This window comes from Cryobacterium sp. N22, assembly GCF_002929555.1.
Classification (GTDB): Bacteria; Actinomycetota; Actinomycetes; order Actinomycetales; family Microbacteriaceae; genus Cryobacterium.
The window spans coordinates 55,718-76,757 of the sequence record NZ_PJJP01000033.1; the positions used below are offsets into that span (position 1 = coordinate 55,718).

Sequence of the window (21,040 nt, forward strand, 5' to 3'; positions counted from 1 at the left end):
ATTCTTTTCTTTGGCGGACTTTTCTTGGGGGAATGGTGCAACTAAATACTCGTGCCGCGTTGGCGGTTGTCACGGCTGGGGTCGTGTTGTTCGTGTTGTCGGGGTGCGGATCGTCGGAGGCGCCCCCGGCGGAAGCGGTGGTGTCTCAGGAAGACCAACTGCAGGTGTTCGTTGAACAGGCGGATGCCTGGGGTGCCGACATTATTGCGCAGGCTCCCGAGGAGGAAGCAAAGGCCATCTACGAGAATTTCGGGGGCAGCCGCCAGGCAGGCGCTGACTACGCGGAATGGCCGCAGTACTACTACTGGGCCCAAGGTGTAGATCTTTATCCCGATGGCCCTCGGACACCGACCGAGTTCGCCGATGACCTGGAGCCATGGCTGGAGGATCAGGGCTGGGTGCGAAACCTGGACAGTGAGTTCTCTCCGGGTGAGGAGAGCTATGTGCGTGGCTACGTTCGCGGGCGGTATTCGCTCGAGGTAGAGGTGTATACGGTGACGCCTCCGCAGGCCCAATCACTGAACTTCACTATCGTGACGCCAGACACCGATCAGAACCCGCAGTGAGCTCTCCGCCGAGCTACGCCGCCGTCGACTCCCGGTCGATGACCGTGTAGTCGGCCAGGTACACCTCGGGCACCCGTGGGGTGACGCCCTCCTCGATGCGCTGCACAAGCAGGCGCACCGCGGTGTCGGCAATCTCGTCGCGGCCGGGGTCGATGGTCGACAGGGTCGGCAGCGAGTACTTGGTCTCGTCGAGAGCGTCGAAGCCGATGAACATCACGTCCTCCGGCACCCGCAACCCGGCAACCTGGGCCACCCGCATGGCGCCAAGCGCCAGGGTGTCGTTGAGCCCGAACACCGCGTCAAAACTCACCCCGGTGTCGATCAGCGCGCGCATCGCCTCGGCGCCGTCCACCCGGTGCCACCTGCCCACGTTGCAGATCAGGGCGGGGTCGAACGGGATGCCGGCCTCGGCGAGGGCCTCGCGGTAGCCCTGCACGCGCAGCACGGCCGAACCAACCACCTCACCCTCGTGCGCGCCGATGATGGCGATCCGGCGACGACCCCGGCTGATCAGGTGCATGGTCGCGGCCTTCGCGGCCTCCACGTTGTGCATGGTGACGTGGTCGACGGGCCCGCCGAAGACCCGCTCGCCGAGCAGCACCATCGGGTAGCCCACGTTGAGCAGAGCGGCATCTTCGGTGCTCAGGCCCAGCGGGCTGAAGATCAAGCCGTCGGTGAGCTGCAGCCGCGGGCTCGAGAGCATGGCGATCTCACGGTCGCGGTCGCCACCGCCGGTCTGCTCGAGGAGCACCACGAGGTGACGGCGTTCGGCGGCCTGGATGATCGCATCCGCCAACTCGGCGAAGTAGCTCAGGCTGAGCTCGGGCAGGGCCAGGCCGATCACACCCGTGCGGCCGGAGCGCAGGCTGCGCGCCGAGATATTGGGCTTGTAGCCGAGCTCGTCGATGGCCGCGCGCACCCGCTCCCTGGTCGCGGGCCGGATGTGCTGGAAGTCGTGGACCACGTTGGAGACGGTTTTGATCGACACCCCGGCGAGCGCCGCCACATCGCGCAGTGTTGCTGCCATTTCGCTCCCCTGGTTGGTCCGTGCCGCGAACAGTCCGTGCGCGCGGTCGCGGTCGCGGCTCCGTGCGGCCAGCGCACCGCGCTCGGCGCGTCGGTCTGTTCACTCCCGAACTTACCCGGTCGATTACAACGTTGCAGCCCCTGGCGGCTCCGGCGTGGTCAATTGCCGGGGGGAAGAAAGTGATCCGCGAGACTCAGAGGGCACTCGCCCACCGGGAACACCCGGAACCGCGTGAGTAGGCTGGACGGGTGAATGCCAACGCCTCCGCACCCGTCGACCCCGAATCCGCCGCAAATCTCGCCGAACGCGGCCTGAGACTGGCGGTGCTGAACGCCGACGACGAGGCGGGCCTCAAGCGCTGGCTGCTGGCGGATGCCCGCGGCTTCCACGAGGTCACGCCCACCGAGGGCACCCTCGAGGTGCAGGTCGAGGACATCGCCACCGACCGGGTCACCGGCGTCTGGGACGCCTCGCAGGCCGACCCGGAGACTGCGGTCGCCACGATCCGGTCCTGGGAGATGGGTCTGACCGTTCCCGGCGGCACCACCCTGGGCACCTGGGCGATCAGCTCGGTCACCGTCTCGCCCACCCACCGCCGCCAGGGCATCGCCCGGGCCATGCTCACCTCGGAGCTGCGCACCGCCGTGCGGCTCGGCCTGCCGATCGCCATGCTCACGGTCTCCGAGGCCACCATCTACGGCCGGTACGGTTTCGGCCCGTCGGCGCGGCAGTCCTCGTACATCGTCGACACCCAGCGGGCCCGCTGGACCGGCCCCACCCCGGCCGGCCGGGTGCAGTTCGTCAGCCCGGAATCGCTGCTCGCCGACGGCCCCGCCGTCTTCGAACGCACCCGCGACCGCTCCCCCGGCGAGGTCGACCGCCGCGAAATCTGGTGGAAGCGCACCCTCGGCCTACTGCCGAACGAACCCGACGCGCACAAACGCGGCATCCGCGCGGTGCGCTACGACGACGCAGACGGCGCCATCGCCGGATTCGCCCTCTACGAGATCGCGCTGCAGAACGTGAGCCATCCCGGCCAGCTCAAGCTTGTCGACCTCGTCGCGGCCACCGACGACGCCTATGCGGCGCTCTGGCGGTTCGTGATCGAGATGGACATGGTCAACGAGATCAACGCCGGCCTCCGCAGCGTCTCCGAGCCGGTGGCCTGGCAGGTCTCCGACCACCGTGCCGTGCGCAAGACCAGCGAACGCGACCACCTCTGGCTGCGCATCCTCGACGTTCCGGTGGCGCTCGGCGCCCGCAGCTACGCGGCACCGGGCGACTACTTGCTCGACGTCACCGACGACCTCGGCTTCGCGCAGGGCCGGTTTCTGCTCACCGTCGCCGCCGACGGGACGGGGCAGGCGCAACCGTTCACCGGCACGGCCCCGGCCGGCGCCGTCGAGGTGGCCCTCTCGGCGGCCGACCTGGCGTCGCTGTACCTCGGCGGCACGAGCGCCGTCGACCTCGCCCGTGCCGGCCGCATCACCGAGACGTCCCCGGATGCCGCCATCCAGCTGGACACGGCGCTGCACTCCGCCTACGCCCCGCACCTGAGCACCTGGTTCTAACCAGCGCTCGTTCCCCTCCCAGCTAGCTCACAGCGCCCGGCGACCGGTCTCATAGACCGGGTCGATATGGTCGAGGTGAGAACCAGTCCCGACGAAACGGCACAGATAGCCCATGAACGCAAAAACCCCCGGCCAGGCACTCCCCCCGAAGAAGGATCGCCGTGAGGTCGCGCGCGAAACCGCCCGCATCCAGCGGGAAGAACAGAAGAAGCGCGAGACGCGAAACCGCTGGTTCCTGCGGGGCGGCATCGGCCTGGCCCTGGTGGCCGTCGCCGCCATCGTCGCCATCCTCATCGTGGGCAGCGTCAAGCCACCCTCGCCCGGGCCGCTCAACATGGCCAGCGACGGCATCCTGATGCAGGGCGACGGCACCACCATCAGCGCGGTGGCGACCAAGGCCACCGCGGCCGACGCCAAGCCCGTGCCCACCGACGTGAGCGAGCTCACCAGTACCGTGAACATCGCGGTCTACCTGGACTACCTGTGCCCGTACTGCGGCCAGTTCGAGACCACGAACGGCGCCCAGCTCAACAGTTGGCTCACCGCGGGCAACATCACCCTCGAGACGCACCCGATCTCGATCCTCGACCAGTCCTCCAGCGGCAGCAAGTACTCCACCCGGTCGGCCAACACCGCCGCCTGCGTGGCCAATTACCAGCCGGACAGCTTCCTCGACGTGAACAGCGCCCTGTTCGCGAACCAGCCCACCGAGGGCACGACCGGCCTCACCAACGCCGAGCTCGTGAGTCTGGTGGAAGAGGCCGGCGTCACTGATGAGTCCGTGGCCACCTGCATCACCGACCAGGAGTTCGGCGACTGGGTGGGCGACGCCAGCGCTCGCGCGCTGGACAACCCGCTGCCCAACACCGACATCGGCCCCCTCACCGGCACCCCGACCGTGCTCGTGCAGGGCGTGAAGTATGAAGGCGACCTCGGCGACGCCGCAGCCTTCGAGACCTTCGTGCTGGAGCAGGCCACCGCGACGACCGACACCAGCGGAACCGACACGGGCACCGACACCGGCGAGTAGTCCTCCCACCCGCGCGATCCCGCGACGGCATCCCGCTCGGCTACTGTGGCCGGCGCGGACAATTGCACCCGGCACACCGGGTGCAGAAGTCCGCACCGGCCACAGTTGCGTCAGGATCCGGCCGCCACAAGCGGCCACGGCCACGGCAGAACCCGAAGGAGACCGGCATGCCGCACGAAGCCCCGCCCGGCCGGCAGACGGCCAGGCCGCGCGTCCACGGTGCCACCGTCGACGCGAACACCCGCTGCGTGCACTACGCCGGGCCCACCGACATCGTCGCGATCAAGTTCCGCTGCTGCGAGCGGTTCTACCCGTGCTTCCAGTGCCACGCCGACGCCGAATCGCACCCGGCCGCCCAGTGGGAGCCGTCGGAGTGGGCCGAGCGGGCCATCCTCTGCGGCGCCTGCGGGCAGACCCTCACGATCGAGGCGTACCGGGCCGTGTCCGCCTGCCCGGCCTGCGGGTCGGCGTTCAACGACGGATGCCGCCTGCACGCCCACCTGTACTTCCAGGTGCCGCCGCCGAAGTGAGCATCCTGCGCTCATGCGTTCCGGCAACCGGCGCCCAGTGGGCGCCGGCACCGAACCGGCTTCGCTACATCGGTCCCGCGTGCTCGGTCAGCCAGCCGAAGGGGTCGATGGCGGTGACGCCGTTGAGGTGGAGCTCCAGGTGCATGTGCGGCCCGGTGCTCTGGCCGGTGCTGCCGACGTTGCCGATCACCTGACCGGCCGTGACCGACTGGCCCACGCTCACGGCGGCCGAGCCGGCACGCATGTGCCCGTAGGTGCTGGTGACGTTCTGGCCGGCCACGACGTGGTCGATCATCACGTGCACGCCCAGGCCGCCGTCGTCGGACGCGGTGACCGAGCTCACGACGCCGTCGGCGATGGAGCCGATCGGGGTGCCCTCGCCGGGGTTCATGTCGAGGCCATCGTGGAAGGTCGAGCACCCGGCGCAGGGCGCCGAGCGGGGGCCGTAACCGTCGGAGATGCGGACGGTGCCGGGGAACGGCCAGCGCACGCTCGCCCCGGCGGGCGCGGCGGCAATGGCGGTGGGCGCAGCCTCGGCGGCGGGAGCGACGACCACGGGGGGTGGCGGTGCGACCTCCTCGGCCGCGAAGGTGTCCACCTGCACGGCGACGGGTGCGTCCGCGGTCACGCTGATGCTCTGCTCAGGTGCGGCCGGGGCCACCCTGGCGGTGGATGCGAGGGCCGCGCTGGCGGCGACACCGTCGGCGTCCAGGTACGCGGCCTGCGCGGGCAGCGCGCCTGCCGTTGTGAGCAGTGCCACAAAGGTCATGGCGGTGACGGCGGTGGCCTGTCGGCGGCGGGAGGGCGGCTTGATGAATCCGCTGCGCCTACGCATGAGCATCATCCCCGGCCGAAAGGTGGGCAAGGGTGTGCGCTGTGCAAAAGGGCATAACAAAAGCTTTCTGGTCGAAGCCGGATCAGGACGCGGATCCACCAGACCTCGAAAGGGTCACTCACCGGCAGCGACCCGTGTAACGAAACAGGGCCGGCCGGATAGGGCATGGAGCGGGCGGGAACCAAATCAGTGGCCCCGCCGAATGGGAATCCAGCACACGGCGACGACGTCGGCTCCGGGCGCAAGTAAGTGACGTTACGTCATTTATCTGGGTAAACCGTGTGTATGCATGCATATGCACACATCAATTGGCCCGGTGGGGACAGTTAGCTTCGTCGGGCGCGGAGGGCCAGGCCGCCGATCGGCAGGATCACCAGGCCGGCCGCGCAGAACAGGGCGATCCACTCGCCGGTGGCCAGGCTCACCCAGAGGCCGATCCCGAGAACCACGACGCTCCACAGCCAACCGAACAGCGTGCTGCGGCGGCGAAATGCGCGGTCGGGGGCGACTGTCATGCCCCCACTCTACAAAGCGACCGCTCGGCCGGTCCAGTGGAACCAGGGATCAGACGGTGACGACCGACTGGGCCAGAGCGTCGAGGGCGCCGGGCACCAGGCGGTAGTACGCCCAGGTGCCGCGCTTGTCCCGAGACAAGATCCCGGCATCCACCAGCACTTTGAGGTGGTGGGACACCGTGGGCTGGCTCAGCCCGAGGGGCTCGGTGAGATCGCACACGCAGGCCTCGGCGTCGTCGTGCGCGGCGACCATCGAGATCAGCCGCAGGCGGGCCGGGTCGGCGATGGCCTTGAGGGTCTTGGCGAGCTTTTCCGCACCATCCGCGGCGAGCGCCTGGCGGGCGGGCGGCGGGCAGCAGTCGGCCGCTGCGGGGGCCTGCAGGAGTTCGACGTTCACCATCCCCCCATTCTGCCACGCGAATTGACATCCATCGATGCTGTCGCCACACTCAATATCGACGTTCATCTATTTCTCAGCCGTGACCGATGGAGCACCATGACACAGCCCGCCCATGCCGCCACGCAGCTCGGCACCACCGATCGGCTGCTGCCGGTCTGGATTCTCCTCGCCATGGGACTCGGGCTGCTCCTGGCCGTCTTCACGCCCGGCGTCGGAGATCTGCTGCACGCCTTCTCGATCGGCTCGGTGAGCGTGCCGATTGCGGTGGGCCTGCTGGTGATGATGTATCCGGTGCTCGCCAAGGTGCGGTACTCGGATGCTCGCGCCGTCGCCGGCGACCGCCGTCTGTTGGTGTCCTCGCTGGTGCTGAACTGGCTCGTGGGACCGGCGCTGATGTTCGCGCTGGCTTGGGTCTTCCTGCCCGACCTGCCCGAATACCGCACCGGCCTGATCATCGTGGGGCTGGCCAGGTGCATCGCCATGGTGCTCATCTGGAACGACCTGGCCTGCGGCGACCGGGAGGCCGCGGCGTTCCTCGTGGCGATCAACTCGGTGTTCCAGGTCATCGCGTTCGCCGCCCTCGGCTGGTTCTACCTGCAGGTGCTGCCGGCCTGGCTCGGCCTGGCCACGACGAGCGCCGAGTTCTCCGTCTGGGCGATCACCGCGAGCGTGCTGGTCTTCCTCGGCATCCCGCTGCTGGCCGGCTACCTGTCCCGCCGCATCGGTGAGGCCACCCGTGGCCGCGCCTGGTACGAGAGCCGCTTTCTGCCGCGGGTGGGCCCGTTCGCCCTCTACGGACTGTTGTTCACGATCGTGTTGCTCTTCGCCCTGCAGGGCCGGCAGGTCATCGACCGGCCGCTGGACGTGGTGCGCATCGCCCTGCCGCTGCTGGTCTACTTCGCGGTGATGTTCGCGGCGGGCTTCATTGCCGGCCGGCTGGTCGGGTTGCCGTACGCCCGCACGGCCACGCTGGCCTTCACGGCGGCGGGCAACAACTTCGAGCTGGCCATCGCTGTGGCCATCGGCACCTTCGGCGCCACGAGCGGGCAGGCCCTGGCCGGCATCGTGGGCCCGCTCATCGAGGTGCCGGCCCTCATCGCCCTGGTCTACGTGTCGCTGTGGCTGCGCCCCAAGCTGTTCGGCCACGAGCCGGCGCCCCTCCAGGCGGCGCCCCGCACAACGGCGGCGCCGACCGCAGTCTGACCCGCGAGAGGAGCCCCGCTGCAACTCGGCGGCAGGGGCGCCGGCTCAGCCGCGGGTCACCTGGATCTTCGACGTCGTCTCGGAGCGCTCGGCGACGGGCACCCGCACCTCGAGCACGCCGTCCCGGTAGCTCGCCGAGACGTCGGAGTCCTTGCTGCCGATGGGCAGCGGGATGTCCCGGGCGAACGAGCCGTAGCGGAACTCGGTGCGGTAGCCGCCCTTCTCCTTGTGCTCGGTGGTCTCCTGGCGTTCGGCCTGGATGTGCAGCACCCCGTCGGACACCGAGATGTCGACGTCCTTGTCGGGGTCGATGCCGGGCATCTCGGCCTTCACCACGAGGGTGTTGCCGTCCTGATACTCCTCCACCCGCAGGGCGGCGGATTCCCAGTCGCCCTCGAAAAAGCGTCGCACGGAGTCGGGTAGTTCGAATCGATCGCGGCGCGCCACTCCACCAGCCATGATGCATCTCCTTGGGGGTTCGGTCTGTTTTTCGCTGCACAGAGTACCCCCGCGCCGTGACCCGCGCAGGGCGTGCGGCTGGCGCTAGATCAGCTGCGCCGCGCGCAGGTCGGCCTTCAGCTGCGGGGTCAGCGGGTCGACGATGTCGTCGTATTCCCGGTGCCCGCGCAGGTAGGCCGCCGTGAACGGGCACAGCGCCACGACCCGCAAGCCACGCGCCCGCACATCGGAGAGCGCGGCGGCCACCAGCGTCGACGCGAGGCCCTTGCCCGAGTGGTCCATGCTGATCTCGGTGTGCACGAACACCCGCTGGCCGCCGTGGTCGGCGTAGACGGTGTGGCCCACCTGCGCCCCGTCGAGCAGCAGCACGTAGCGACGCTCGTCCTCGACGAGCTCGACGGTGCGCTGCTCGCCGGCACCGGGCTGGCTCTCGCCGTGCGAAGGGATGCTCATCCCCCCAGTCTGCCCAGCGCGTCGACGGATGCAACCCCTGGCGCCACCCCCTTCCGGCGCTACTCGGTGATGGGCACCGCGCCGGCGTCCGCAGCATCCGCGCCGGCCTGGGTGACACTGCGCCGCGCCCGCCGGTAGGTCGAACGCTTCGGCTGCTCCTTGAGCTGGCGGCGCACGTCGTCGAGGATCTCGGTGACGGTCATCAGATCGGCGTGGCTGAGCCTGTCGAAGAGCATCTCCCGCACCAGGTCGACGTAGCCGGGGATGCCCGCCCGCAGCAGGTCGAGGCCCGCCGGCGTCACGTGGGCGATGACCGACCTGTCGTCGTCGGGGGCCGGCTGCCGCAACACCAGCTCCTTCCGCTCGAGCTGGCCCACCTGGTACGTGAGGCCGCTGCGGGAGACCGTGAGCGAATCGGCGATGTCGGTCATGCGACGACCGTCGGTGCCGGCTTCGCCGATGCGCAGGAGAATCTCGAACTGCGCGAGGGTGAGGCCCACGGAGTCGCGCAGGTTGCGGTCGGCCGCGTACTGCACGATGTTCGACGTCTCGAACAGGGCCGCCCAGGCACGCATCTCGTCGGCCGAGATGGATGGTTCGGGAATTCCCATGGTCGGTCCTCCGTTAGGCTGAAAACAAGTTGTTTCAAATACGAAGCACTTTGCGGCTCCGTGTCGAACGCTGAGTCCAGTGTGCTCCGCGCTACCCGAAAGAAGATAATCATGACCACGGCCATTTACACCGCATCCGCCACCTCCTGGGGCGGACGCACCGGCAAGGTCGTCACCAGCGACAACAAGCTCGACCTCGACCTGTCGATCCCTGCGGACATGGGCGGCGACGGCGGGCCCGGCACCAACCCCGAGCAGCTCTTCGCCAGCGGCTGGGCGGCCTGCTTCCACAACGCTCTCAAGGCAACCGCCCGCCAGAGCAAGGTCGACGTGTCGGAGTCCGCCGTCACCCTCACCGTCAACCTGGTCGGCAGCATGGCCGCCGGCCTCGACTTCGAGGTCACCATCGAAGCCCAGATCCCCGGCGCCGACCCGGCCACCGCGCAGGCCGCCATGGAGGCCGCGCACGCGGTCTGCCCCTACTCCCGCGCCACCAGCGGCAACATCAAGGTGTTGCTGAGCGTCGCCACCGACGAGGACTAGCCGCCGGCCCACTTCTGCGTCCCGTGCGGACAAGTGCGTCCGGCGTACCGGAACCAATTGTCCGCACGGGCAACAGTTGCGCGCACGGCAGGCCCTACCCCCAGATGTCGGCCAGCTCCGCGGGTAAGGTCCTCAGCGCGTCCCAGCGCCCGGGCACCACCAGGCTCGGCAGCACGAACGACCACATCTCCACAATCCGCTGCATCAGGTCCGCGCGGCCGGTGAGCACGCCGGAGACCACCTGCACACCCGTGAACGCCGGGCTGATGAACCGGGCGGCGGCGGCGACATCCACATCCGCGCGCACGTCACCGTCGAGGATCGCTCGCTGCAGCAGCACGGCGCACGCCGCGATCCAGTCCTCGTAGGGCCTCACGACGGGTACCGAGAGGTTGCTCGACTCCATGGTCAGGCGGATGCCGGCCCGCGACACCGGATCATCGCGCACCTGCTTGCCCAGCTCGAACGTCATCTGCAGCAGCACGTGCAGGCCGGGCTGTTCGCTGTGCAGCAGCTCGTCGCCGAGCCCGATCGCCCTCTTGTGCTGGGCGTCGATCACCGCCAGGGCCAGCGCCTCCTTCGACGCGAAGTGGAAGTACAGCGCCCCCTTGGTGAGCCCGGCCGCTACACAGATGTCCGCCATCGAGGCGCCGCCGTAGCCCACAGCGTCGAAGACATCGGCGGCGGCGCGGATGATCACCGCCCGGGTTTCCAACGCGCGTGCCTGTCGGGTCATGACGCTCCTCGAGTGGAAACAGGCGCCTGGCGGCGCGGCACCGAGACCAATTCCGAAACAGTCTCACCAGAAAGCATACCGTTTGGTATGCTTTCTCCAGGCCGGGCGAGCATTCCGGGGGGAACCTGTTTTCCCGGCCGACGACGATTGCACGACCGCATCATCCGCCCCGCGCCGCCGCCGGGCACCATCTGCCGGGATCGAGGGGAAACCGACGAATGAACAGCACAGGAATACTCAGCACCACCGTCTGGCAGGGAACGCTCGGGCGTGCAGACGTTCTGGACGGCGGCGCGATCGATGGCGCCGCACTGGGCTCCCTGATCGGAGTGACGCTCATCGTGCTGGCCGGCCTGGGCGCCCTCGTGCTGATCGTGGCCGCCCTCGCCCAGGTCATCCGCGCCGTGCACCTGAGCGAACCGGCCCGAACACGGTGGGTGCTGACCGTGGTCTTCGCACCGGTGTTCGGCGCGCTCGCCTGGTTCGCGGTGGGCAACCGGCTCCAGGCCGGCTGACCCGCACCCGGCCGACCCGCTCCGGCGGGATCAGGTTCGCGGCCGCACCACGAGCACCGGGCAGTCCGCGTGCCGCACGCACTGCTCGCTCACCGAGCCGAGCAGCATCCCGGCCAGTCCGCCGCGCCCGCGGGAACCGACCACGAGCATCCGGGACCCCCGCGAGACCTCGATCAGAGTCTTGGCCGGCCCGCCCAGCGCCACCCGGAACTCCACCGTGAGCCCCGGATGCTCGGTGACGGCGGCCTGGGTGTCGTTCACGAGGCGCTCCCGCACCGCGCCCGCGTAGTCGGAGTACGACGACACGTAGCCGAATTCCCAGTTCGCCGGGCGCGGAGCCGTGTCGATGGTCCAGGCCCGCACGATCGTCACCGGCACCTTGAGGCCGGCGGCCAGATCGAGCGCCACGGTCAGGGCGTGATTGGCGTCGGCCGATCCGTCGTGCCCGACGACGATGCCCGTGCGCGGGCCGGGCTCCTGCGCCGGTTGCGCGGCCGCCTCGGCGTGCACCGCCGCCGCGTCGCCTGCCTCGGCCCGCGGGTCCTTGCCTGTGCCCGTGTCAGCGTCCATGGTGACCTCCTGCCGCGGAAGGCGGAGCGTCCGACTCCTGCGGTTCCTCCCATTCAACCGTCCCCGGCCTGCCGCCGGAAGAGCCCGGGCATCGCGGGCGGGGATTTCGGTGCCCAGAGCCGGTGAGCCGTGCCGGCGCCGGCTCTCGCAGCCGCCTCCCACCCGACGTCCGTACGCCTTCGATAGTCTCGGGGGATGAGCTTCTTCGAGCGCCACCGCCTGCCCGCGCTGGCGACGGCCGCCGTTCTCGTCGTCGTCCTGGCCGGGGCGGCCCTGGTCGGCGCGGCCACGCGCACCGAACCCGCCACGGCGGCCCCCACCGCGCCCATCGCCACGAATGAGATCGACCTGGCCGGCTTCCAGCCGGGCCGCATCATCAGCGATTACACCTTCTTCAACGCCGATGCGATGACCGAGAAGCAGGTGCAGTCGTTCCTGCTGTCGCGCAGCTGCATCCGCACCGACAGCTCGCCCTGCCTGTGGGAGTACCGCGAGAGCACCGTCGACCAGCCCGCCGCGGGTGCGGGCCACTGCGCCGCCTACCGGGGCGACGAGAACGAACACGCCAGCACCATCATCAGCAAGGTCGCCGAGGCCTGCGGCATCAGCCCCCGCGTTCTGCTGGTGCTGTTGCAGAAGGAGCAGTCCCTGCTCAGCCGGCCCACCGAGTCCGGCTACCTGCGTGCCACCGGTTACGGTTGCCCCGACACGGCCGACTGCGAGACCGAGTATTTCGGTTTCTTCAACCAGGTCTACAACGCGGCCTGGCAGTTCCGGCAGTACACCCAGGAGCCCGACCGCACCTACAAGATCGGTGACACCGAGGTGGGCTTCAACCCCGACGCCGAGTGCGGCGCCAGCACGGTCGACATCCAGAACCAGGCCACCGCCAATCTGTACAACTACACGCCGTACCAGCCCAACGACGCGGCCCTCAGCCAGCCCGACAGTGACGGCGACGGATGCTCCACCCACGGCAACCTCAACTTCTGGTTGTTCTACACGGCCTGGTTCGGCTCCGGCGACCCCGACCCGTACCCGGATGCCCTGGGCTCGTGCCTCAACTACGCCCACGGCCAGCCCTGCCGGGTGCCCGAGCTGATCCCGTCGCTCTAACCCCCACCGCACGCTCAGGAGGAACCATCGTGGACGTCCCCGCCGGCCGCCATCTCGTCTACCAGACCAGCCTGATGAGCGCCCTGCTCGACGGCATCTACGACGGCGACACCACCGTGGCCACCCTGCTCGAACACGGCGACTTCGGCCTGGGCACCTTCAACGCGCTCGACGGCGAGATGCTGATCCTCGACGGCGTCTGTTACCGGATGCGGGTGGACGGCACGGTGGCGCCCGCCGCGCCCGGAGACCGGAGCCCGTTCGCCGTGGTCACCGAGTTCGTCCCCACCGTGACCATCCCCGTCGCCGGGCCCGCCACCCGCGATCAGGCGGTGGCGCTGATCAACGAGACCCTGCAGAGCGCCAACTACCTCTACGCGGTGCGACTGACCGGCGAGTTCGAGTGGGTGCGGGTGCGGGCGGTGCAGCGGCAGGAGAAGCCGTACCAACCCATGTCCGAGGCCATCCGGGGCGAGAAGACCCTGGAGTTCGGCCGTACCACCGGCGTCGTGGCGGGGTTTCGCACCCCGCTCTACGGGCAGGGCATCGGGGTTCCCGGCGGGCACGTGCACTTCATCGACGCCGACCGGCAGCACGGCGGCCACGTGCTCGACTTCGCGCTGAACTCCGGCACCATCGAGATCTGCATCGGCACCGACCTGCACCTGGAGCTGCCGCTGACGCCGGAGTTCAAGAACGCCGACCTCAGCCCGGACAACCTCGCCGACCAGATCGAGCAGACCGAAAACCACCGCTGAGCGGTCGGCTCGCGGGATCTCGACAGGCTCGATCAGCGGATGGTCGCGCCCGCATCGCTGGTCGAGCTTGTCGACGCCGTGCTGAGCTTGTCGAAGTAGACCCGGCATGCCGACCTCGACCCGCAACCACGCGAACCCGTCAGAGCCGCGGCGTGTGGCCCGGCCAGAGCGCCGCATCCAGCCCGCGTTCGAGCTTGGCGATGGTCTCCATATCCGGCCAGGCCCGCCCCTCCAGGATGCCGATGAGGGTGGCGTGGTTCATGCCGCAGGTCTCCGCCGCGCTGCGGATGCTCCGTGACCCGATGGCTTGCCGCAGGTTGCCCGCGAACACCCGCGCGACCTCCCCGATGGCGTCGCGGGCGGGCCCGTCCGGCCACGCCGTGACCAGTTCGTTCGGCTTCAGGCGCATGGTGCGGGACATCACCCCAGCGTAAGGCGCTCGGCAGGGGTCCGTGTCGGTGCGCTCCTGCTAAAATTCAGCTGGCTCGGGGGTGCTGCTCCGCCATGTCGCCGTTTGGTTTCGGACATTCACTGTGAGGACCCCCGTTGATACTGACCTCTCTGATTCTCAGTCACGCCAGACCGTACCGGTCCTGGATCGTGTGGGTCTTCGTGCTGCAACTGATCTCCACGATCGCCGCGCTGTACCTGCCGAGCCTGAACGCGCAGATCATCGACGAGGGCGTGACCCGCGGTGACACCGACTTCATCTGGTCGACCGGCATGACCATGCTGATCGTCTGCCTCGTGCAGGTGGTCACCGCGATCGGCGGTGTCTACTTCGGCGCTCGCACCGCCATGGCCATCGGCCGTGACCTGCGCCGCGAGGTGTACCGCAAGGTCGATTCGCTCAGCGCGCTCGAACTGGGCGGCTTCGGCACAGCGACCCTGATCACCCGCGGCACCAACGACGTGCAACAGGTGCAGATGCTCGTGCTGATGACCCTCAACTTCATGGTGTCCACGCCGATCATGTGCGTGGGCGGCATCATCATGGCGCTCCGCGAAGACGCCGGGCTGTCCTGGCTGGTCTGGGTGTCGGTGCCGGTCCTGTTCCTCATCGTCGGCTTCCTGGTCTTCCTGCTGCTGCCGCTGTTCAGGCTGATGCAGGACCGTCTCGACGGCATCAACAGCGTGCTGCGCGAACAGATCGTCGGCATCCGCGTGGTGCGCGCGTTCGTGCGCGAACCCTTCGAGTCCGAGCGGTACCGCACGGCGAACGAATCGATCACCGCCGTGTCGGTGAAGGTCGGCAACATCTTCGTGCTGATGTTCCCGGTGATCATGATGGTGCTGCACCTTGCCACCGCCGCGGTGCTCTGGTTCGGCGGCCACCGGGTCGACGCCGGCGACATGCAGATCGGGTCGCTGACGGCGTTCCTGCAGTACCTCCTGCAGATCTTGATGGCCGTGATGATGGGCGTGTTCATGGTGATGATGATCCCCCGCGCCGTCGTCTGCGCCGAACGCATCACCGAGGTCTTCACCACCGTCAGCAGCCAGGCCATCGCCCGCGACGCCCAAGTGGCCGCGCCCACCACCGGGATCGTCGAGTTCAGCGGCGTCAGCTTCGGTTTCCCGGGCGCCGAACGTCCGGTGCTCGACAACGTCAGCTTCACGGCGGAGCCCGGCCAGACCACCGCCATCGTCGGCTCCACCGGCGCCGGCAAGAGCACCCTGGTCAACCTCATCGCCCGCCTGTACGACGCCCAGCAGGGCGCGGTGACCATCGACGGGGTGCCCGTGTCCTCCCTCACCCGCGGCCAGCTCGCCCAGGTCATCGGGCTGATTCCGCAGAAGCCGTACCTGTTCTCCGGCACGATCGGCTCCAACCTGCGCTTCGGCCGGGCGGATGCGACGGACGCGGAACTCTGGGAGGCGCTCCGCATCGCGCAGGGTGACGACTTCGTGCGCGCGATGCCGCTGGGTCTGGACGAGCACATCGCCCAGGGCGGCACCAACGTGTCCGGCGGCCAACGCCAGCGCCTGTGCATCGCTCGGGCGCTCGTCGCCCAACCCAAGGTCTACCTGTTCGACGACTCGTTCTCCGCCCTCGACGTGGCCACGGATGCCCGCCTCCGCGCCGCGCTCGGCGACGCGACCCGGGACGCCACGGTGATCATCGTGGCCCAGCGGGTGTCGACCATCACCGCAGCCGACCAGATCCTCGTGGTCGACAACGGTGTGATCACCGGCAGAGGCACCCACGAGGAACTGCTCGAAGGCAATGCCACGTACCGCGAAATCGTTGAATCCCAGTTGAGTGTTGAGGTGGCGTGACCATGGCCAAGCGAATGAGCAAGCGGGCAGCCGCGGCAGCCGCAGACAACGCCGCGGCGGCGGCACCGGCCGGCGCCCCCGACGAGGAGTTCATCCCCACCGAGGCGGACGGCGACATGTTCGGCGGCACCCCGGCCCGCAAGGCCGAGAATTTCCTGCCGTCGGCCAAGCGCCTGATCGGGCTGATGCGGCCGGAGCGCACCAAGATGATCATCGTGGTGGCCCTGGTCGTGGTCTCGGTGGTGCTCACGGTGCTGGCGCCGAAGATCCTGGGCCAGGCGATGGACGCCATCTTCAACGGCGTCATCGGCATGCAGCTGCCCGCGGGGGTGCCGCTGGACCAGGTCATCAGCCAGGCCCGCGCCACGGGCAACGACCAGTTCGCCGACATGCTCCAGGGCACCACGGTCGTGCCAGGCGAGGGCGTGGACTTCACAGTGCTCGGCCGGCTGATCATTGCGGTGCTCGCGATGTACACGATCGCGGCGGTGCTCTCCTGGGCGCAGGGGTTCATCCTCAACGGCCTGGTGATGCGGGTCGTGTTCAGGTTGCGTCAGGACATCGAGGAGAAACTCAACCGCCTGCCGCTGTGCTACTTCGACACCCGCCAGCGCGGCGACCTGATGTCGCGGGTCACCAACGACGTGGACAACATCCAGCAGGCGCTGCAGCAGGCGTTCTCCCAACTGATCCAGTCCGTGCTCACGGTGCTCGGCATCGCCGCGATGATGTTCATCGTCTCGTGGCAGCTGGCCCTCATCGCGCTGATCTCGCTGCCGCTGTCCGCGATCATCGCCGGGGTCATCGGCGTGCGCTCACAGAAGCTGTTCACCGCGCAGTGGAAGAACACCGGCGCCCTCAACGGGCACATCGAAGAGACCTTCTCCGGCCAGGAGATCGTGCGGGCCTTCGGCCGCGACAAGGAGATGCTCGAGGAGTTCGACAAGCGCAACGAGGAGCTCTACACGGCCTCGTTCGGTGCGCAGTTCGTCTCCGGCATGATCATGCCCGCGATGACCTTCGTCTCGTACCTGTCCTATGTGCTGATCGCCGTGGTCGGTGGGCTGCGGGTCGCCTCGGGCCAGATGACCCTGGGCGACGCGACGGCGTTCATCCAGTACTCCCGGGAGTTCTCCCAGCCGATCGGCCAGATGGCCGGCATGGCCAACATGCTGCAGTCCGGCGTGGCCTCGGCGGAGCGCACCTTCGAACTTCTCGACGCCGACGAGCAGCAGCCGGATGCGCCGACCGCCCAGCTGCCGGAGCGCACCAGCGGCCACGTCGAGTTCGAGCGGGTGTCCTTCGCGTACAGCACCGACAAGCCGCTGATCGAGGACCTGTCGTTCTCGGCCGAACCCGGCCACACCGTCGCGATCGTGGGGCCCACCGGGGCGGGCAAGACCACCCTGGTGAACCTGGTGATGCGGTTCTACGAGCTCACCGGCGGCCGCATCCTGCTCGACAGCGTCGACATCACGGCGCTCTCCCGCGGTGAACTGCGCTCGCAGGTGGGCATGGTGCTTCAGGATGCCTGGCTCTTCGGCGGCACCATCCGGGAGAACATCCGGTACGGCCGCCTTGACGCCACCGACGAGGAGGTCGTGGCCGCCGCCGAGGCGACCATGGTCGACAGGTTCGTGCGTCAGCTACCCGACGGGTACGACACCGTGCTCGACGCGGACGGCGGCAGCGTCTCCGCCGGTGAGCGGCAGCTGCTCACCATCGCCAGGGCGTTCTTGGCGAACCCGTCGCTGCTCATCCTCGACGAGGCGACCTCGTCGGTGGACACCCGCACCGAGCTGCTGGTGCAGCACGCCATGGCCGCACTCCGGGCCGACCGCACCTCGTTCGTGATCGCCCACCGGCTCTCCACGATCCGCGACGCCCACACCATCCTAGTGATGGACGGCGGCCGCATCGTGGAGCAGGGCAACCACGACGACCTGCTGGTGCGCCGCGGCGCCTATTACGCGCTCTACATGTCCCAGTTCCGGGGCGAGGACCCGGCCGACGATCCCGCGGCCCTGGCCGGGCCCGCAGCCGAGGCCGTGCCGGTCGAGTAGTCCCGCGGCAGTTACGGTGTCCACCACGGCCGCAACGGCAGCTCGCCGGCCACGCCCCGATTGTCGGGCCTCTTCATCAGCACCTGGTGCAACTGGATGCCGTTGCTCTCGAACCCGAGCCGCGAACCGGCCATATACAGTCCCCACACTTTCGCGGTGGCGAGCCCCACCTCGGCGACGGCCTCGTCCCAGTGTTCGACGAGGTTGGCGCACCAGTCGCGCAGCGTCATCGCGTAGTGCTGCCGCAAATTCTCTTCGTGCACCACCTCCAGACCGATGTCTTGGGCGTCACTGATGATCCGGCCCGATCCGGTGAGCTCCCCGTCGGGGAAGACGTAGCGATCGATGAATCCGCGCGCCTCGGGTTGGTGGTGGTTCTCGGGTCGGGTGATGCAGTGATTGAGCAACAGCCCGCCGGGGCGGAGCCGGGACTGCAGAAAGTCGAAGTATGACGGATAGTTGCGCACGCCGATGTGCTCGAGCAACCCGATCGACGACACCGCGTCGTAGCCGGTTTCCGTGACGTCGCGATAGTCGGCGCAACGGACCTCGGCCAGATCATCCAGGCCTTCGTCGGCGATGGCCCGCTGCGCCCACCCGGCCTGCTCGGCCGAGAGCGTCACACCGGTGGCCCGCACGCCGCGGCGTGCGGCGTAGCGCACCATGCCGCCCCAGCCGCAGCCGACGTCGAGTAACCGGTCGCCCGGTGTCAGCCGCAGCTTCTCGAACACGAGCCGGTACTTGTTTTCCTGCGCCTCCTCGAGTGATGCGCTACCGCGCGGGTAGCACGCGCAGGTGTAGGTCATCGACGGCCCGAGCACCCACTCGTAGAAGGTGTTCGAGACGTCGTAGTGGTGGTGGATCGCGTCGGCGTCCCGGGTCTTGCTGTGCCGGAGCCCCCCGGCGATCCTGCGCCACCGGGGCTGCGCCTCCTCGGGCGGCGGCGCTATCGGGCGCAGGTGCCGGGCGCCGATGGAGCGGATGATGTCGACCATCATCCGGGCCGGTGGGCGGGTGAAGACGAGGCTGTCGGCGAGCGCTTTGAGCAGGTCATAGGGGTCCCCGGGGTGTACCCCGCGGATGTCGAGGTCGCCGGCAATGTAGGCGCGGGCGAAACCGAGGTCGCCGCGGCCGGTGGCGAGGTAGCTCGTGCCCCGCGGGGTCCTCAGATCCAGCCCGAACGGAGCGTCCGGCGGTCCAGCCGAACTCCCGTCGTAGGCGGTGAACCGCAGCGGAAGCCGACCGCCGGACAGAATCTCCAGAACCTCGGCGAGGGTGAACTTCCCCGTCTTTTCCGATTTCGCTGTCGCCTCCGTCAGCGCGGTTGATTTCGTCGAGTGGTCCTTGAACGTGGTCATCGTCGTTGTACCGCCTTCGCATAGAGGTCGAGGAGACGTGAATCAGGGTCGTATTTCGTCTTCACGGCCCGGTAGCTGTCCCCGCCGTAGAGTTCGTCGAACTCCTCCCGGGAGTAATAGGAGTCGGAGTACAACGACTTGTGCCCGTCGACGTCGGTGACCCTACGCTCGATCAGCCGGTTCGTCTCGCCCTCGTGCCGCCCGATGGGCACCGTCGCCCAGAAGCCCAGGTTGACGTAGGTCTGGTTCGGCTTGATCGGGTACAGGGGCCAGCCGTCGCTGCTGCCGGCCGCGCCGCTGCTGGCCGCACGCAGGCGCAGTGGGCACAGCCAGATCGGCGTGATCGGCACGGTCGCCAGGAACCAGTCAAGGTACTCAGCACACCGCGCGAGTGGAACTTCGACATCCTGCACGACGCGTTCGCGCGGCGGCCGGCCGCCCAGTTTTTCGATCCGGTCGCCGATCCGGAACCGTTGTTCGTATTTCATCAGCGTCGAGTAGAAGCTGCTGGTCCGGTAGCGCTTCGGCCAGATCCGGCGGAGGCGTCGATCCTGCGCGCCGAACGGCTTTGAGCACCAGAACCAGTCGGTGTCCCAGCGCCACAGGTAGTCGTGAATGGTGAGGCGGTCTTCAGTCAAGCCGTCGTCGTGCTGGATCGAGCGGTAGTAGATCTGCTGGCCGGTGTAGTCGCTGACGGCACCGGGGGTATCCGTCTGCACGCCAACGCAGAGGTAACTCTCCTCGGCGCTGAACACCACTCCGTCGAGGTAGTCGATCGCCACCCCGTCGAGCCGGCCGGTCTGAACGATGCGACCCATCATCGTGACCAGGTCGCTGAGCGAGTGGAAGCGCAGGTGCCGGAGGGCGACGAATGGCTTGACGGGCTCCAGGTCGATGCGCAGGCGCACCGCATACCCCAGCGTGCCGTAGGAGTTGGGGAAGGCCCGGAACAGATCCGCGTTCTCGGTTGGCGACACGGTGAGCACCTCCCCCGCGCCGGTGAGGATGTCCATCTCGAGTACCGACTCGTGCGGCAGTCCGTTGCGGAACGAGGTCGACTCGATGCCGAGACCGGTGACTGCACCGCCGAGCGTGATGGTCTTCAACTGCGGCACCACCAACGGTGCCAGCCCAGCGGGAAGTGTCGCGGCAACGACGTCTTCGTAGGTGCACATGCCGGCGACCTCCGCCGTCCGCGCCTGGGCGTCGACGGTGATGACACCCGTCAACCCGGAGGTGTCGAGGCCCCTGACCCGGGTCTTGGTGCGCGTTCGGAACAGATTGGATGTCGGTTTGGCCAGCCGCACCGACTCCGTCGCCGGCACCGCCCGGTAGCTCGCGAGAAGTCGCCGCACGCCCTCGGCGTGAGCGACTTCGGTATCGGCTGGAGCAACGGACACGCCCCCACGGTAGCCCGCAACCGCGCTCGAAGCGACGCCTGTCAGCGCGGTGTGAGACGGATGACGGGAATCTCGCGGTCGGTGATCGTCTCGTACTTGGCGTACGCCGGGGCCTGTGTCGTGATCAGCCGCCAGGCCTCGTCCCGTTCTGCGCCGTGCAGTTGGGCGGCAGTGACGTCGATGTGCTGCCCGGCACTCTCGATGCGGGCCGCGGATGGATGCGCCGCGAGGTTGAAGTACCACGACGGATTGCGCGCGGCGCCTGATGCCGAGGCCACGATGAGCCGGGTGTCGCCCCCGCCGGGGAACCAGCCCACCGGGGTCCTGCGCTGGGCTCCGGTCTTGCTCCCTGTTGTGACCAGTACCAGCAGGTTCGAATGCCCGAGGGTGCCGGTGCGACGGACATGGCGAATCATCCGCCGGTTTGCCCAGCGCTCGAATCGGTTGCGGCCGGGCTGACGGGCCCCTCGCGTTCCGTTCGGAGTGTCGAATGCCATGGTC

The 21,040-nt window shown here is 68.6% G+C and carries 24 protein-coding genes; 11 read left to right on the forward strand and 13 right to left on the reverse strand.

What is annotated here, in order from left to right; genetic code table 11:
• Nucleotides 1-83: 83 nt before the first annotated feature.
• Nucleotides 84-566 carry a hypothetical protein gene (locus CXY76_RS08565; RefSeq protein WP_146073409.1) on the forward strand — a complete coding sequence of 161 codons (483 nt, stop codon included), beginning with the start codon at nt 84-86 and terminating at the stop codon, nt 564-566.
• A gap of 13 nt (nt 567-579) precedes the next feature.
• Here CXY76_RS08565 and CXY76_RS08570 read toward each other — a convergent pair whose 3' ends face one another.
• Nucleotides 580-1,593 (reverse strand): LacI family DNA-binding transcriptional regulator, encoded by a 1,014-nt coding sequence (locus CXY76_RS08570; protein ID WP_104163815.1) that lies wholly within the window; start codon nt 1,591-1,593, stop codon nt 580-582.
• A 248-nt stretch (nt 1,594-1,841) separates the two neighbouring features.
• Between CXY76_RS08570 and CXY76_RS08575 the strand changes: the two genes are divergently transcribed.
• The 3 genes from CXY76_RS08575 (at nt 1,842) to CXY76_RS08585 (ending at nt 4,724) form a co-directional block, all read left to right on the forward strand.
• On the forward strand, nt 1,842-3,164 hold the full coding sequence (locus CXY76_RS08575) for a GNAT family N-acetyltransferase (RefSeq protein WP_104163816.1): 1,323 nt from the start codon (nt 1,842-1,844) through the stop codon (nt 3,162-3,164).
• A gap of 112 nt (nt 3,165-3,276) precedes the next feature.
• Nucleotides 3,277-4,194, forward strand: coding sequence for a thioredoxin domain-containing protein (locus CXY76_RS08580; RefSeq protein ID WP_104163817.1), 918 nt, complete (start codon nt 3,277-3,279; stop codon nt 4,192-4,194).
• Between the two features lie 167 nt (nt 4,195-4,361).
• Nucleotides 4,362-4,724 carry a CHY zinc finger protein gene (locus CXY76_RS08585; protein WP_104163818.1) on the forward strand — a complete coding sequence of 121 codons (363 nt, stop codon included), beginning with the start codon at nt 4,362-4,364 and terminating at the stop codon, nt 4,722-4,724.
• Nucleotides 4,725-4,788: 64 nt separating this feature from the next.
• Here CXY76_RS08585 and CXY76_RS08590 read toward each other — a convergent pair whose 3' ends face one another.
• The 3 genes from CXY76_RS08590 to CXY76_RS08600 all read right to left on the reverse strand — a co-directional run bounded on the left by CXY76_RS08590 (nt 4,789) and on the right by CXY76_RS08600 (nt 6,474).
• Nucleotides 4,789-5,559, reverse strand: coding sequence for a M23 family metallopeptidase (locus CXY76_RS08590; RefSeq protein ID WP_158253866.1), 771 nt, complete (start codon nt 5,557-5,559; stop codon nt 4,789-4,791).
• Between the two features lie 326 nt (nt 5,560-5,885).
• Entirely contained in the window at nt 5,886-6,074 is a 189-nt protein-coding gene (locus CXY76_RS19395) for a hypothetical protein (protein ID WP_158253867.1), read from the reverse strand.
• Between the two features lie 49 nt (nt 6,075-6,123).
• Entirely contained in the window at nt 6,124-6,474 is a 351-nt protein-coding gene (locus CXY76_RS08600) for a metalloregulator ArsR/SmtB family transcription factor (RefSeq protein WP_104163821.1), read from the reverse strand.
• A 96-nt stretch (nt 6,475-6,570) separates the two neighbouring features.
• Here CXY76_RS08600 and arsB point away from each other — a divergent pair, with 96 nt between their 5' ends.
• A complete protein-coding gene (gene arsB, locus CXY76_RS08605) occupies nt 6,571-7,677 on the forward strand; it encodes an ACR3 family arsenite efflux transporter (protein ID WP_104163822.1) in 1,107 nt (368 codons plus the stop codon).
• A 45-nt stretch (nt 7,678-7,722) separates the two neighbouring features.
• Here arsB and CXY76_RS08610 read toward each other — a convergent pair whose 3' ends face one another.
• From CXY76_RS08610 to CXY76_RS08620, 3 genes are all read right to left on the reverse strand, one after another.
• Nucleotides 7,723-8,136: an Hsp20/alpha crystallin family protein gene (locus tag CXY76_RS08610; RefSeq protein WP_104163823.1), complete on the reverse strand. Its 414-nt coding sequence runs from the start codon at nt 8,134-8,136 to the stop codon at nt 7,723-7,725.
• Between the two features lie 84 nt (nt 8,137-8,220).
• A complete protein-coding gene (locus CXY76_RS08615) occupies nt 8,221-8,589 on the reverse strand; it encodes a GNAT family N-acetyltransferase (protein WP_104163824.1) in 369 nt (122 codons plus the stop codon).
• Nucleotides 8,590-8,648: 59 nt separating this feature from the next.
• Nucleotides 8,649-9,200 carry a MarR family winged helix-turn-helix transcriptional regulator gene (locus CXY76_RS08620; RefSeq protein ID WP_104163825.1) on the reverse strand — a complete coding sequence of 184 codons (552 nt, stop codon included), beginning with the start codon at nt 9,198-9,200 and terminating at the stop codon, nt 8,649-8,651.
• 111 nt (nt 9,201-9,311) lie between these two features.
• On the opposite strand from CXY76_RS08620, the gene CXY76_RS08625 reads away from it, so the two are divergent.
• The gene (locus CXY76_RS08625) at nt 9,312-9,743 is read left to right on the forward strand and encodes an Ohr family peroxiredoxin (protein ID WP_104163826.1); all 432 of its coding nucleotides are present in this window, start codon (nt 9,312-9,314) and stop codon (nt 9,741-9,743) included.
• Nucleotides 9,744-9,837: 94 nt separating this feature from the next.
• Here the strand turns inward: CXY76_RS08625 and CXY76_RS08630 are convergent, their stop codons facing one another.
• Nucleotides 9,838-10,479 (reverse strand): ScbR family autoregulator-binding transcription factor, encoded by a 642-nt coding sequence (locus CXY76_RS08630; protein ID WP_104163827.1) that lies wholly within the window; start codon nt 10,477-10,479, stop codon nt 9,838-9,840.
• Nucleotides 10,480-10,697: 218 nt separating this feature from the next.
• Between CXY76_RS08630 and CXY76_RS08635 the strand changes: the two genes are divergently transcribed.
• Nucleotides 10,698-10,994 (forward strand): PLDc N-terminal domain-containing protein, encoded by a 297-nt coding sequence (locus CXY76_RS08635; protein WP_104163828.1) that lies wholly within the window; start codon nt 10,698-10,700, stop codon nt 10,992-10,994.
• Nucleotides 10,995-11,024: 30 nt separating this feature from the next.
• On the opposite strand, the gene CXY76_RS08640 is transcribed toward CXY76_RS08635, so the two are convergent.
• Nucleotides 11,025-11,564: a universal stress protein gene (locus CXY76_RS08640; RefSeq protein ID WP_104163829.1), complete on the reverse strand. Its 540-nt coding sequence runs from the start codon at nt 11,562-11,564 to the stop codon at nt 11,025-11,027.
• 195 nt (nt 11,565-11,759) lie between these two features.
• Between CXY76_RS08640 and CXY76_RS19660 the strand changes: the two genes are divergently transcribed.
• Nucleotides 11,760-12,680, forward strand: a complete 921-nt coding sequence (locus CXY76_RS19660; RefSeq protein ID WP_233199662.1) for a hypothetical protein — start codon at nt 11,760-11,762, stop codon at nt 12,678-12,680.
• A 29-nt stretch (nt 12,681-12,709) separates the two neighbouring features.
• Nucleotides 12,710-13,438 carry an acetolactate decarboxylase gene (gene budA / locus CXY76_RS08650; RefSeq protein WP_233199663.1) on the forward strand — a complete coding sequence of 243 codons (729 nt, stop codon included), beginning with the start codon at nt 12,710-12,712 and terminating at the stop codon, nt 13,436-13,438.
• A gap of 139 nt (nt 13,439-13,577) precedes the next feature.
• Here the strand turns inward: budA and CXY76_RS08655 are convergent, their stop codons facing one another.
• Nucleotides 13,578-13,859, reverse strand: a complete 282-nt coding sequence (locus CXY76_RS08655) for a helix-turn-helix transcriptional regulator (protein WP_104163832.1) — start codon at nt 13,857-13,859, stop codon at nt 13,578-13,580.
• Nucleotides 13,860-13,984: 125 nt separating this feature from the next.
• Between CXY76_RS08655 and CXY76_RS08660 the strand changes: the two genes are divergently transcribed.
• Complete coding sequence (locus tag CXY76_RS08660) at nt 13,985-15,718, forward strand: ABC transporter ATP-binding protein (protein WP_104163833.1); 1,734 nt, start codon at nt 13,985-13,987, stop codon at nt 15,716-15,718.
• 14 nt (nt 15,719-15,732) lie between these two features.
• Complete coding sequence (locus tag CXY76_RS08665) at nt 15,733-17,781, forward strand: ABC transporter ATP-binding protein (RefSeq protein WP_104163922.1); 2,049 nt, start codon at nt 15,733-15,735, stop codon at nt 17,779-17,781.
• Between the two features lie 11 nt (nt 17,782-17,792).
• On the opposite strand, the gene CXY76_RS08670 is transcribed toward CXY76_RS08665, so the two are convergent.
• Genes CXY76_RS08670 through CXY76_RS08680 form a run of 3 tightly spaced genes read right to left on the reverse strand, consistent with a single transcriptional unit; the run spans nt 17,793 to nt 21,036 of the window.
• Nucleotides 17,793-19,139 carry a class I SAM-dependent methyltransferase gene (locus CXY76_RS08670; RefSeq protein ID WP_104163834.1) on the reverse strand — a complete coding sequence of 449 codons (1,347 nt, stop codon included), beginning with the start codon at nt 19,137-19,139 and terminating at the stop codon, nt 17,793-17,795.
• Entirely contained in the window at nt 19,136-20,539 is a 1,404-nt protein-coding gene (locus CXY76_RS08675; protein WP_104163835.1) for an FAD-binding oxidoreductase, read from the reverse strand. The genes CXY76_RS08670 and CXY76_RS08675 overlap by 4 nt, the downstream gene beginning before the upstream one ends.
• A 41-nt stretch (nt 20,540-20,580) precedes the next feature.
• Nucleotides 20,581-21,036 carry a nitroreductase/quinone reductase family protein gene (locus CXY76_RS08680; RefSeq protein ID WP_104163836.1) on the reverse strand — a complete coding sequence of 152 codons (456 nt, stop codon included), beginning with the start codon at nt 21,034-21,036 and terminating at the stop codon, nt 20,581-20,583.
• Nucleotides 21,037-21,040 lie beyond the last annotated feature (4 nt).

Bases quoted from the DNA above. Each gene is read 5' to 3' on its own strand.
- CXY76_RS08665 (WP_104163922.1), top strand. From the start codon at position 15,733: ATGAGCAAGCGGGCAGCCGCGGCAGCCGCAGACAACGCCGCGGCGGCG.
- CXY76_RS08620 (WP_104163825.1), bottom strand. From the start codon at position 9,200: ATGGGAATTCCCGAACCATCCATCTCGGCCGACGAGATGCGTGCCTGG.
- CXY76_RS08670 (WP_104163834.1), bottom strand. From the start codon at position 19,139: ATGACCACGTTCAAGGACCACTCGACGAAATCAACCGCGCTGACGGAG.
- CXY76_RS19660 (WP_233199662.1), top strand. From the start codon at position 11,760: ATGAGCTTCTTCGAGCGCCACCGCCTGCCCGCGCTGGCGACGGCCGCC.
- CXY76_RS08680 (WP_104163836.1), bottom strand. From the start codon at position 21,036: ATGGCATTCGACACTCCGAACGGAACGCGAGGGGCCCGTCAGCCCGGC.
- CXY76_RS19395 (WP_158253867.1), bottom strand. From the start codon at position 6,074: ATGACAGTCGCCCCCGACCGCGCATTTCGCCGCCGCAGCACGCTGTTC.
- CXY76_RS08635 (WP_104163828.1), top strand. From the start codon at position 10,698: ATGAACAGCACAGGAATACTCAGCACCACCGTCTGGCAGGGAACGCTC.
- CXY76_RS08615 (WP_104163824.1), bottom strand. From the start codon at position 8,589: ATGAGCATCCCTTCGCACGGCGAGAGCCAGCCCGGTGCCGGCGAGCAG.
- CXY76_RS08610 (WP_104163823.1), bottom strand. From the start codon at position 8,136: ATGGCTGGTGGAGTGGCGCGCCGCGATCGATTCGAACTACCCGACTCC.
- CXY76_RS08585 (WP_104163818.1), top strand. From the start codon at position 4,362: ATGCCGCACGAAGCCCCGCCCGGCCGGCAGACGGCCAGGCCGCGCGTC.
- CXY76_RS08570 (WP_104163815.1), bottom strand. From the start codon at position 1,593: ATGGCAGCAACACTGCGCGATGTGGCGGCGCTCGCCGGGGTGTCGATC.
- CXY76_RS08640 (WP_104163829.1), bottom strand. From the start codon at position 11,564: ATGGACGCTGACACGGGCACAGGCAAGGACCCGCGGGCCGAGGCAGGC.
- CXY76_RS08655 (WP_104163832.1), bottom strand. From the start codon at position 13,859: ATGTCCCGCACCATGCGCCTGAAGCCGAACGAACTGGTCACGGCGTGG.
- CXY76_RS08590 (WP_158253866.1), bottom strand. From the start codon at position 5,559: ATGCGTAGGCGCAGCGGATTCATCAAGCCGCCCTCCCGCCGCCGACAG.
- CXY76_RS08625 (WP_104163826.1), top strand. From the start codon at position 9,312: ATGACCACGGCCATTTACACCGCATCCGCCACCTCCTGGGGCGGACGC.
- arsB (WP_104163822.1), top strand. From the start codon at position 6,571: ATGACACAGCCCGCCCATGCCGCCACGCAGCTCGGCACCACCGATCGG.
- CXY76_RS08580 (WP_104163817.1), top strand. From the start codon at position 3,277: ATGAACGCAAAAACCCCCGGCCAGGCACTCCCCCCGAAGAAGGATCGC.
- CXY76_RS08630 (WP_104163827.1), bottom strand. From the start codon at position 10,479: ATGACCCGACAGGCACGCGCGTTGGAAACCCGGGCGGTGATCATCCGC.
- CXY76_RS08600 (WP_104163821.1), bottom strand. From the start codon at position 6,474: ATGGTGAACGTCGAACTCCTGCAGGCCCCCGCAGCGGCCGACTGCTGC.